Annotated in this window: 8 protein-coding genes; 3 read left to right on the top strand and 5 right to left on the bottom strand. The window is 74.0% G+C overall.

Annotated elements, in window-relative coordinates; translation table 11 throughout:
* Positions 1–677, bottom strand: a 677-nt coding sequence (locus AB0I11_RS33600) for a DedA family protein (RefSeq protein ID WP_357329861.1), incomplete at its 3' end; no start/stop codon positions are given.
* Between the two features lie 188 nt (positions 678–865).
* Between AB0I11_RS33600 and AB0I11_RS33595 the strand changes: the two genes are divergently transcribed.
* Both AB0I11_RS33595 and AB0I11_RS33590 read left to right on the top strand, forming a co-directional pair.
* Positions 866–1,306 (top strand): ATP-binding protein, encoded by a 441-nt coding sequence (locus AB0I11_RS33595; protein ID WP_357329859.1) that lies wholly within the window; start codon positions 866–868, stop codon positions 1,304–1,306.
* A 60-nt stretch (positions 1,307–1,366) separates the two neighbouring features.
* Positions 1,367–2,128 carry an HD domain-containing protein gene (locus AB0I11_RS33590; protein ID WP_357329857.1) on the top strand — a complete coding sequence of 254 codons (762 nt, stop codon included), beginning with the start codon at positions 1,367–1,369 and terminating at the stop codon, positions 2,126–2,128.
* 21 nt (positions 2,129–2,149) lie between these two features.
* Here the strand turns inward: AB0I11_RS33590 and AB0I11_RS33585 are convergent, their stop codons facing one another.
* The 4 genes from AB0I11_RS33585 to AB0I11_RS33570 all read right to left on the bottom strand — a co-directional run bounded on the left by AB0I11_RS33585 (position 2,150) and on the right by AB0I11_RS33570 (position 7,738).
* Positions 2,150–2,557 (bottom strand): barstar family protein, encoded by a 408-nt coding sequence (locus AB0I11_RS33585; protein WP_357329855.1) that lies wholly within the window; start codon positions 2,555–2,557, stop codon positions 2,150–2,152.
* A 67-nt stretch (positions 2,558–2,624) separates the two neighbouring features.
* Positions 2,625–2,996 (bottom strand): ribonuclease domain-containing protein, encoded by a 372-nt coding sequence (locus tag AB0I11_RS33580; protein ID WP_357329863.1) that lies wholly within the window; start codon positions 2,994–2,996, stop codon positions 2,625–2,627.
* Between the two features lie 318 nt (positions 2,997–3,314).
* Positions 3,315–4,598 (bottom strand): cellulose-binding domain-containing protein, encoded by a 1,284-nt coding sequence (locus AB0I11_RS33575; protein WP_357329853.1) that lies wholly within the window; start codon positions 4,596–4,598, stop codon positions 3,315–3,317.
* Positions 4,599–4,810: 212 nt separating this feature from the next.
* Positions 4,811–7,738: a M36 family metallopeptidase gene (locus tag AB0I11_RS33570; RefSeq protein WP_357329851.1), complete on the bottom strand. Its 2,928-nt coding sequence runs from the start codon at positions 7,736–7,738 to the stop codon at positions 4,811–4,813.
* 503 nt (positions 7,739–8,241) lie between these two features.
* On the opposite strand from AB0I11_RS33570, the gene AB0I11_RS33565 reads away from it, so the two are divergent.
* Entirely contained in the window at positions 8,242–10,287 is a 2,046-nt protein-coding gene (locus tag AB0I11_RS33565) for a hypothetical protein (RefSeq protein ID WP_357329849.1), read from the top strand.
* Positions 10,288–10,323 lie beyond the last annotated feature (36 nt).

Raw genomic sequence — 10,323 nt, 5'->3', positions numbered from 1 at the left:
AGTCGCGCACCAGCAGTTCCAGGCCGAGCTTGTGCCGCCCGTACGCCGAGCGCGGGGTGACCGGCTCGTCCTCCCGGCCCGGGCAGCCGGGCGCGGACGATCCGCACGGCCACCAGCAGCACCACGACGGCCAGCACCGCCTCCCCGGCCCAGCCGAGCCGCCGCTCCAGCAGCCGGTACGACGCCCCCGCCAGGTAGCCGGCCACCGCCACGACCACGGCCCAGAGCACGCCGCCGGCCAGGTTCGCCAGCGTGAAGGCGCGCCGCGGGATGCCGCTGAGCCCGGCCAGCCCGGGCACCAGCGCCCGCAGCGCCGCCGCCCACCGGCCCACCACCACCGCCGTGGCACCCCGGCGGCGGACCAGGTCCAGCGCCCGCCGCAGCTCCGCGCCGCGGACGAAGCGCCGGGGCGTCCGCGCCAGCAGCCGTTGGCCGTAGCGGCGGCCGACCAGGTAGCCCACCTGGTCGCCGAGCGCCGCGCCCATCACCGCGGCCACGATCACCGTCCAGAGCGGCAGCCGCCCCTCGTGGGCCAGCACGCCACCGACCAGCACCGCCACCTCGCCGGGCACGAGCAGGCCGAGGAAGGTCGACGCCTCCAGCGCGGGCAGCAGGAAGACCAGCGCCAGGACCACGGCGGGCGGCAGCCCGACGAGCAGGTCCAGCACCCGGTCCATGCGCCGATTGTGCCCCGCGCCGGGCCGGCCCGGGCCCGGCCCGGTTCTGCCGGACCCGATCCCGGTTCGAACCGCAGGGTCGGGGAATGAAGCCCAAGGTGACCGGGGACAATAGGCCGGGACGGGCCACGGACGGCGCCTCTGGGCGTCCGGGCCCGGCGCCGTACACGGGGACAGGAGGGCCGGAGATGGAGGGTGTCGTGGGCAGCGACGCCGCCGCGCCGTCCCTGCCGCGATCCGGCCAGGCGCTCACCCTCACCGTGCCGGCCGACCCGGGGCAGCTCGCCCCCACCCGGGAGCGGCTGCGGCACTGGCTGCACGGGCTCGGCGTCGACGAGTGGGACGTCGAGACGGTGCTCATCGCGACCGGTGAGGCGTGCGCCAACGCGATCGAGCACGGCTACCGGTTCGCCCCCGAGGGGATCACCACGGTCCGCGCCGAGCTGCGCGGCGACCTGTTGGAGATCGAGATCCGCGACGACGGCGGCTGGCGGGAGGACGTCGGCGGGGACGCCACCGACCGGGGCCGGGGGCGGCTGATCATGGCGCGGGTGATGGACGAGGCGGCCATCGAGGGCACCCCGGAGGGTACGACGGTGCGCCTGGTCAAGCGGCTCGGTAGCGGTTGACGGCGTCGGGTGGCCGACCGCGCGGCCCCGCCGGTAGCGAAGATCAGCTATAAGGGACGCATGGAGTTCCCCGCCTACCTGGCGACCATGCCGATGCACGCGATCACCGAGATCCACGGCGAGCCGGGGCTGCGGGCCCGGTTCCGGTTGGAGATCGAGGCGTTCGACGAGACCGCGCGGGGCCGGCTGACCGCCGCCGAGGAGCTGGCCGCCGCGTTGCACCGCGACGACCGCCGGGTCCGCGAGCCGTACCTCAACCACCTGCTGCGGGTGGCGATCCGGATGATGCACCACTACCAGGTTCGGGACGTGGACGTGATCGTGGCGGGCCTGCTGCACGACGCGGTGGAGGACCACCCGGTGGAACTGGCCGGCCTGCGCCGATGCCCGACCGGCGCGCCCGCCGCCGACGACGACCGGATGGACGCCGGCGAGCCGACCGGGGCGGCGCTGGCCGTGCTGGCCGACCGGTTCGGCCCACGGGTGGCCCGCCTGGTCGGCGCGGTCACCAACCCGGTGTACGACCCGGGGCGGGACCGGCACGTCCAGTACCGCGAGCACGTCGCGGCGAGCCTGGACCGGGAGCCCTGGGCCCGGGTGATCAAGGTGTCCGACTTCACCGACAACGGCGTCGGTGTGATCCACACCACCGGGCCGAAGGTGGCCCGGTCGGCGGCGAAGTACCGGCCGCTGGTGCCGGTGTTCCGGGACCTGATCGCCCGGCCGGACACGCCGCTCTCCGCGCCGGTGAAGCGGCACATCTTCGCCCAGCTCGACCTCGCCGAGGAGCGGTTCAGCGCCATCCTCGACCAGCCGAACTGACCCACCGCCGCGGGCGCTCGGTCAGCCGGCCGGGGGCGCGTCGCGGCCGTGCCGGGCCGCGGTGATCCGCCGGTGCAGGGCGGGGAGCCGGTCGGCCGGCTCGCGCAGCACCACCCGCAGCGGGTACCGCCCGTCGGCGGCGACCCCGCCGAGCACGTCGAGCAGGATGCCGAGCTGTCCGGGCGGCTCGTCGACCAGCAACTGCCCCGCGTCGCGGACCTCCAGGGTGAGCGGTCCGGCGTCGAGCCGATCGGCCAGCACGTCGGCGAGGGCGTCGAAGTTGCGGCCGAACCAGTCGGGCAGGGCCAGGGCGGCGGTCAGCGCGTCGAAGAGGCCGGCCCGGGTCCGGGCGGCCGCCCCGGCCAGCGCCACGCCGGCCGGGGCCGGTCCGGCCGTGACGGTCAGCCAGCTCGCCGGGTGGGCAGCCACCAGGTGCCTCCTCTCCCGCCGGGTGGGCCGGACCGCGCGGGGCGGCCCGGCCCGGGACGGCGGCCGGTCAGAGCCGGTAGAAGTTCGCGTAGTGGTCGGGCGAGAACCAGGTCACCCCGGTGCTCCGGTTGACCACGATCCGGTAGGCGTCGCGGGACGCCCCGCAGGCGCGCGGGTAGACGTCGTACTCGTAGTAGGTGGCGCCGGTGGGCAGTTGCCCCTCCCGGTTGTAGAACTGCCCGCCGGCGTAGTTGCACTGCCCGCCGCTCCACGAGTACCAGCCCCGGCTGGTCGGGAAGCCCTTGCCGGACCAGCCGGAGCGGGCGGTGCGGGCGTCGGCGCAGCGGGTCATGGTGCACGAGCTGTAGACGGCGGCCTGGGCGGGCTCGGCGAGCCTCGGTGACACCACCGAGGGGCCGACGAGCGCGGTGGCGACCATGGCCGTGAGCAGGGTGAGCGCGCCGAGGATGCGGCGTACGCGGGAGCCGGTGGCGGGCAGCGGGGTCGTAGGCGTGGTCAAGGGTTCCTCCCTGTCCGGATACGACGACATCGACCAACGTCTTTGCATTGGTCGCGCCCAGTCTGGCGGTGATCGTCGCCCACCGGAAGGTCCCGGGGGAAAACGGTGGCGCACCGGCGGGTGAACGCCGGGTGGGTGGCCCGGGGCCGGGCGGGTGGCCCGGGGCCGGGCGCGGCGGCCCGGGGCCGGGCGCGGCGGCCCGGGGCCGGGCGCGGCGGCCCGGCCCCGGGTCGCGGGTCAGCAGCCGATCCGGGTGCCGCCCAGCGCCACGTCGTCGAACCAGAGGGTGTCCGTCGCCCCGCCGTAGCTCTCCCAACCCAGCTTCAGGTCGGTCAGCGCCGGTCGCCAGGTGCGCCCGTACCACTGCCCGTCGATGTCGTGGGTCGGCACGCCGTCGGCGGTCAGCCCGGTGATCGCGGTCCCGTCCAGCCAGGTACGCAGTTGCCCGGTGCCGCCGTCCACCATGAACTCCAGGCAGGACCAGCGGCCGGTGGGCAGCGGCACGCTCAACGCCACCCCCGCCGGGCTCTGCTCGGGCAGGGTGGCGTCGTCGGAGGACCGGTTCCACTGCATGGCGCTGTTCTGCCCGCCCATCCGCAGGTCGCGGTTGCCGTCCGCGGCGTCGGCCATGGCCAGCAGGGTGACGTGGTCGGCGGGCAGCGCCGTGCTGTGCCGGACCCAGAGCCGGCCGTAGCGCACCGCGCCGACGCCGGAGAGGTCGCGGTTGGCCCGGACGAAGACGTGGTTGCAGTAGCCGCCCCCGCCGTTGACCCGCACCGATCGGGTTCCGCCGTGGGCGGTGGCGGTGTCCACCGCGGCGGTGCCGGTGCCGGAGCAGTCCGGGTGCACCACGGCCCAGTCGCCGGCGGGCGTGGCACCGGTCTGGTTCTCGAAGCCGTCGCAGAGCACCGCGCCGGCGCAGCCGGCCGGCGGCGGCCCGGTCGGGCTCGGTGACGTGGTGGGGCTCGGCGAGATCGTCGGGCTCGGCGAGATCGTGGGACTCGGCGAGATCGTCGGGCTCGGCGAGATCGTCGGGCTCGGCGAGATCGTCGGGCTCGGCGAGGTGGTCGGCGACGTCGTGAGCGAGACCGTCGGCGACGGCGGCGCGCCGTTGCACGGCACGCCGTTGAGCGCGAAGGCGGTCGGCGCCGACGCGCTCGCGCCGACGGTGCCCTGGACGCCGAACTCGGTGGCGCCGCCGGCCGGCACGCTGCCGTTCCAGGTGGCGTTGCGGGCGGTGACGGTGGCGCCGGACTGGCTGACCACGGCGTTCCAGGCGCCGGTGATCCGCTGGTCGCCGGGGTAGGTCCAGGTGACCGTCCAGCCGTTCACGGCGGTGTCGCCGGGGGCGACCCGGACCGTGGCGGTGAACCCGCCCGGCCACACGTTGGGCAGGTAGTCGACCTGGCACCCCTGGGCGGCGGCGGCCGGGCCGGCCACCAGCGGGGTGACGACGACGGCGGCGGCCAGGGTGGTGGCGACCGCCACCACCGGGGCGAGACGGGCGTGGGAGATCCTCATCGGGGTCCTCTCAACGGACCGCCGGTCGCGGGACCGGCGGTGCGGAAGCTGCGGGGACCTCGCGTGCCGACGCGCGGATACGCGTGCGGACCTGCCCGGCTCGGGCGGGGACGTTCAGCCGCCGTACGGCGGCGCCCGTCGGCCAATCTAGTGATGTTCGACGATGTATGGCAAGGGGGTGCGGGCGGGCGGTGCCCGCCCGCACCCGTCGCCTACTGCGCGAACGCCTGGAACTCGGCGATCCGCACGTTCTGCGCCTGCGGGCTGGCGGTGGCGCAGTCGGTCGCCGCCCGCGGGTCGGCGTCCTGCTCACCGGCGTAGTCCGGCGCGCCGGTGCACTGGTTGGTCACCACCTCGATCCGCAGGTGGGTCGCCTTGGTCCGCGGGATGTCGAACGACCGGATGATCAGCTCCGGGGCCCGCGGCCGGGGCGCGACCGACGGGAAGGCGTCCGCCCGGCTGGTGTAGACGGCCCGGAAGTCGCCCGGCTGCGTGCAGGTGACCGCGCCCTTCGCCGTGCAGGCGAGGACCCGGAACTGGCGCAGCGCGGAGAACCGGCTCTGCGTGCCGGCGTCCGCGTCACCCACCACCGGCGGGCGCAGCATCGCGCTGACCTGCACCCGGCGGACCTGCTGGACGCCGCCGGCCAGGTCGACGGTGACCTGCCGGCCGGCGACCGGCGCGCCCAGCGACGCCCAGTTGGTGTTCTCGTCGTCGTCGGCGATCAGGCCCAGGTTGACCCCGTCCCCGCCGACCGTCGCGCCGGCGGCTGCCGAGGCGAGGTTGCGGCGCAGCTTGACCGGCAGGTCACGGACCTGGCCGGCCCTGACCGTGACCGGGCCGACCCGGACGTGCCCGTAGCCGGGCGCCCGGACCACGAACTCGTAGCGGCCCGGCACGAGGCGTACCGCGTCGGTCAGCGGGGTGGCCGCGTCGGTGTCGGCGACCGGCACGGCCCGCGCCTGGTAGCGGCCGACGAACAGCTGCGCCCCGGGCACCGCCCGGCCGTCCACCGGCCGCAGGCGCAGCACCCCCTCCTTCGCGTACGGGGAGGTGAAGTCGGGCGTCGGGTTGGCGTCGGCGTTGCCGGCGCTGGCCGCCGCCTCGCCGAGCCCGCGCGCGGCGAACGCGTTCCAGAGCAGGTCCTGGTTGGCCCCGCCGAAGCGGATCCGGTCGGCGGCCAGCATCGCGTCCCGGGCGTCGACCATGCTCACCTGACCGACCGCCATCAGCAGGAACGAGTCGAAGACGAGCTGGATCCACCGCCGGTTGCCCGGGCAGGCGGTCACCGGGGTCGCCCCGACGGCGCAGGACTTCTGCACGGCCCGGTTCCCGGCGCCGTAGCGGCGCATCAGGGCCGACCGGATGTCGTAGTTGGTGGCGGTCCACACCTCGCCGGAGGCGTGCACCTGCAGACCGACGAAGTCGTAGTCGATCGCGCTGTAGTTGAGCGGGCTGCGGCTCATGTTGTAGTTGCGGATGCCCGCGTCCGGGTCGCCGGTGGTGTACTCGCCGATGGTGAAGCCGCGCCGGCCCGGCGCCGCGTACCCGTGCTCGTAGAGGTATTCCATGGCGAGTTGGTCCGACCAGCTCTCGCTCATCCCCTGCGGCGAGCTGACCCCGGTGCTCGGGCCGGCGATCATGCGGTTGCTGATCGCGTGGCCGTACTCGTGGGCGATCACCGACATGTCGAAGTCACCGTCCACGCAGGGCGCGTAGAAGGAGCCGGCGATGGGCTGCCACAGGTACATGTTGGTGATCGGGGCGATCCCGTCGCCCGGGGTGATCTGGTTGGCGTTGTCCCGGGCGGCGAAGGCGGGCGGGCCGCCGCTGACCCCGCCGGCCTGGGCGTTGCCCTGCTCGGCGTCGTTGCCCAGCCCGCCGCGGCCGAGGTTGTCCTGCTGGAGGTTCCAGGTGGCCTCGGTGAAGCCCAGGTGGTACGACCAGTCGTGCATCCGGTTGTGCATCCCGAACAGGTTGGCCCGGGCCGCGTCGATGTCGTTGGCCCGCGGCGAGGTGAAGGTGTCCGGGCTGCACCGCTGCTCGTACCACTGGTTGGTCCACGGGTACGCGTAGTTCCGGTCGGGGCGCGGCGTGGCCGGCTCGGTGCCGACGCTGAACGGGTCGTTGCTGAACCAGTTCTGCACCGCGATCGCGTTGTTGCCCCGGGTCGTGGCGGTGGACGCCCCGGTCGCCGGGTCGACGTCCCAGGCCGGCGACCCGGGCACCCCGACCACCTCGGCGCAGCCGGCGGCCGGCGCGGCACACCAGCGCACCCGGGTGTCGGTGGAGGACTTGTCGACCCGCGGCGAGTTCGGGAAGACCTCCCAGGACGGGTTGTCCGCGTCGTGGTCCACCAGGTCCTCGCGGACCAGCACGGTGCCGTCGCGGGCGTCCACGTAGGTCGAGTAGGCGGCCGGTTCCGCGCCGGTGAGCCGCGCCCCGAGCACCACCTCGTACGCGGCGCGCGCGCCCCGGTCGGCGGTCGGCACGGCGACCAGCGTGGTCCGCAGGAAGGTCGGGTCGGTGAGGCCGGCGTCGACGGTCGCCACCCGCTGCGCCTGCTCGGCGCTCAGCGTGGCCGGGGCCGGCGCCGCGCCGTCGCGGGCCAGCGACGAGCTGACGTGCCATACCGCGCCGTCGCGGACGCCGACCGCGAGCACGCCGTCCACGGCGGCCGGCAGGTCGCCGAAGCGCTGGCGGAACAGCACGGTGGCGCCCTCGCCCATCGGGGCGACGGTCAACTGCTCCAGCGCCGCGGCCCCCGCCTCGGTCAGCCCGAGCAGCTCGCGGTTGGCCGCCACGTACGCCCGCGCGGCGGCGGCCGGGTCGGCGGACAGGCCGGTGGCGAGCGGCCGGTCGGTCGGGGTCAGGCTGGCGGGGGTGCCGAAGTCGGTCCACCGGACCCGGGCGCCGAGCGCGGCGGCCCGGTCCCGTTGCCGGCCGGTCGGGGCGGTCCGCACCGTGCGGTTGTCCCGTGCCTTGCTGTCGTGGCTGTCGCCGGGCAACTGCCCGGGTGTCGCCTGGGTCCGGGTCTCGTCCCGGGGTGCCGCCTGGCTGCCCGCTGTCGCGGTGAGCACCAGTCCGGCCGCGAGTAGCAGCGCGGTGGCCCCCGTCGTCGCACGCGATGGTGTGCGCACGGTCCCTCCTGTCGTCGAACGGCGGTGTCCGTTCTGCCATCCGACCAGGCCGGGTGCGGGGGCGACACCGACCGAACATCCATAAGTGCCAGTATGTCGATGGCCGTGCCCGCGTCCGGCGCCGGTGACAGCCCGTCAACGTGCGGACCGGTCGGTATGCCCCTGCCCCGGTTTGTGCTGTCAATCTGTGCCCGGCCCTTCACAAGGGTCAATTGGCTCCCTAAAATCCGACACACTGTCTGGCATTGATCACGGGGGACCGATGGCCGACTTCTGCACGCACCACTCAAGGCAGCTCTCCGCCTTATGCGACCGCGCGTTGTCCGCGCGTCGAATGTGGCCCCTCACCCGGCACAGGTAACGGATCCCGACGCGGATAATCCGCGTCGTTCGCCGGGGCGCCGGCGCTTTCCGTACGGCAGTTCGTCATGCCCTTGCACCGTTACGCCCGGTCGCCGGCAGCCGGAAATCATCCGTGCGCCACTCTCACCAGAGGAAATGTCTTGAGACCTGCATTAACGAGGTTCGGGGCGGCCTCGGCCGCCACGTCCCTGCTCCTGGCCGCGCCCGTGCTCATCGCTCTCCCGGCCCATTCCGCGTCAGCCGCCGACTGCGTGGGCGCGGTCGCGGACGATTCAGCCGCCAGCCGGATGGCCCAGGCCTGCGACCGCACCGTGGAGGTCTCGTCGCGGACCTCCGAGACCAACCTGACCGTCGCCAACCCGGACGGCAGCTTCACCATGCGGTCGACGCCGGTGCCGGTGCGGGCGCGTACCCCCAAGGGGTGGGCGGCCATCGACGTCTCCCTGCAACGGACGGCCGACGGCGGGCTCGCGCCGAAGGTGACCACGGTGCCGCTGCGCCTGTCCGGCGGTGGGAGCGGCCCGCTGGTCTCCGTCGGTGAGCCGGGGGCCCGGTTCTCGCTGACCTGGCCGGCGGCCCTGCCGGCGCCGGTCCTCGCCGGGGACACGGCCACCTATCCCGAGGTCCTGCCGGGCGTGGATCTCGCGGTGACCGCGGAGGCGACCGGCTTCCGCCAACTGCTCGTCGTGAAGTCCCGGGAAGCGGCGGCGAACCCGGCGTTGCGCCGGGTGACCCTCGGGTTGGCCGCCGACGGCGCGCAGGTGCGTACGTCGGCCGGCAACGGCGTGGAGGTCGTCGACCGCGCCGGGAAGCCGCTGTTCGTCTCGCCCGGCGCGCACATGTGGGACTCCCCCGCGCCGATCCCGTCGATCGCCGCCCGGCCGGCGTCGGAACGCGCCCGGCTGCTGGCCGACCAGGCCGCCTCGACCGGCGGGGAGCCCACTCCGCACCGCCTGGTGCGGATGCCGGTCCAGGTGTCGAAGGACAGCTTGACGGTGCTGCCGGACACGAAGATGCTCGCCGCCCCGGACACGATTTTCCCGGTCTACATCGACCCGCCGTTCAGCAAGCCGTCACCGACGCACTGGACCAACGTGATGAACCACAATCCGAACCATTCCTACTACGGGGAATCCTCGGACATGCGGGTCGGCCGGCAATGGCAGACCTCGGACGTGTGGCGCTCACACATGCAGTTCAACATCGCCGAGATGTCCGGGGCGCAGGTGCTGTCCGCCTCGCTGCACATCACCGCCGACCACACCGCGGACTGCGCCACCACCAGCATCGAGTTGTGGCAGACGCAGCTGTTCAACACCCCGTCGACCTACACCTGGTACAACGACTCCGACGGCGACTGGATGTCCCGGGTCGACACCGACACGTTCTCCGCGAACGAGAGCACCTGCCCGAAGGGCGACGACCCGGGCGAGTTCACCGGCAGCCTCCGGTCGAAGCTGCAGACCCAGGCCACCAACAAGGCCACCAGGATGGCGTTCGGCCTGCGCGCGACGAAGGAGTCCGACCAGTACGACTGGACCCGGTTCCACGCCTCCTCGGTCAGCTTGCAGGCCACCTACAACCGCACGCCGGGCACCCCGACGGGGATGGCGGTGACCGACTGCTTCAGCAGCTGCACCTCCAGCCCGGTGGTCGGCCGCCGGGACCCGGAGCTGTCGGTCTTCGCCACCGACCCGGACAGCGGCACCGTGCTGACGGTCTACTTCGATGTCCAGACCGCCGCCGGCGTCACGGTCGCCACGGGCGTGAAGACCGGCTACGCCTCCGGCCCCAGCACGCCGGCCCAACCGGCGAAGTGGCGGGTCACCCCGACGCTCGCGGACGGCGCCTACCGCTGGCGCAGCCGGTCGAAGGACGAGCAGGGTGCCTACTCCCCGTACACGGCCTGGGCGACCTTCCGGACCAGCACGACGGCACCGGCTCCGCCGGTCATCTATTCGTCGAGTTCGCTCCTGTACTTCGAGGATGACGGGTCCGGCAGGTCGTCAGGTGCGATCGGCCGGAGGGGCTTCGTCACCGCGCGCGCACCGTTGGACAACGTCAACCCCATCCAGGACATCCTGTGCTCCCTTGACGGCTCGCCCTGGAAGTCCGCCGTGACCCAGGGCCCTAGACGAGTAAGTCCTAACTCAAGGCGGGGCTGCGGACGCAGCGAAGGGTGTTGATGATCCGTTTGTGACGACAGACATCAACACCCTTCT

The organism is Micromonospora sp. NPDC050495 (assembly GCF_040655175.1).
Classification (GTDB): domain Bacteria; phylum Actinomycetota; class Actinomycetes; order Mycobacteriales; family Micromonosporaceae; genus Micromonospora.
Note: the sequence above shows the minus strand (reverse complement) of the source record. Positions and strands in the feature narration are given on the sequence as shown.

What these genes read in the sequence shown, in the direction of transcription:
- AB0I11_RS33595 (WP_357329859.1), top strand. Translation starts at nt 866, where the DNA reads ATGGAGGGTGTCGTGGGCAGCGACGCCGCCGCGCCGTCCCTGCCGCGA.
- AB0I11_RS33590 (WP_357329857.1), top strand. Translation starts at nt 1,367, where the DNA reads ATGGAGTTCCCCGCCTACCTGGCGACCATGCCGATGCACGCGATCACC.
- AB0I11_RS33580 (WP_357329863.1), bottom strand. Translation starts at nt 2,996, where the DNA reads ATGGTCGCCACCGCGCTCGTCGGCCCCTCGGTGGTGTCACCGAGGCTC.
- AB0I11_RS33575 (WP_357329853.1), bottom strand. Translation starts at nt 4,598, where the DNA reads ATGAGGATCTCCCACGCCCGTCTCGCCCCGGTGGTGGCGGTCGCCACC.